This window comes from Neobacillus sp. 204 (genome assembly GCF_046562815.1).
In the GTDB taxonomy this organism is placed as follows: Bacteria; Bacillota; Bacilli; order Bacillales; family Cytobacillaceae; genus Neobacillus.
In genome coordinates this window covers 1-437 of record NZ_JBJORY010000057.1, presented here as the reverse complement: position 1 = coordinate 437, position 437 = coordinate 1, and the positions used below count along the sequence as shown (strand labels likewise).

The following is a 437-nucleotide window of genomic DNA, read 5'->3' as shown; positions in this document are numbered from 1 at the left end:
GAAGACAGAAATTTATGTTTCTGTTTTTTTTATTCCCTTTTAAGGGTTAGGAAAAACTTTCTATTGCAATCTGACACCGATGGTGTTAAGATATAAAAGTTACTCTCAAAGGAGTAATTTAAAAAACAACATTTAGGAATAATTGTTGGTTGATAGAAAAGTAGAATTGTGATATGATGGATTTTGTCACTTAAAAATTGTTCTTTGAAAACTAAACAAACAAAATCGTGCAAACAAACAATCAATTTTAGTTTCATTATTGAAACTAAGCCAACGTAACAAAATGAGCTAATCAACTTTCTTGGAGAGTTTGATCCTGGCTCAGGACGAACGCTGGCGGCGTGCCTAATACATGCAAGTCGAGCGAATCAATAGAAGCTTGCTTCTGTTGGTTAGCGGCGGACGGGTGAGTAACACGTGGGCAACCTGCCTGTAAG

1 rRNA gene is annotated in these 437 nt (G+C 36.2%); it reads left to right on the top strand.

The features are described from left to right. Window positions 1-298: 298 nt before the first annotated feature. Window positions 299-437: ribosomal RNA gene (locus tag ACJ004_RS30160) — 16S ribosomal RNA — on the top strand; the annotation flags it as partial.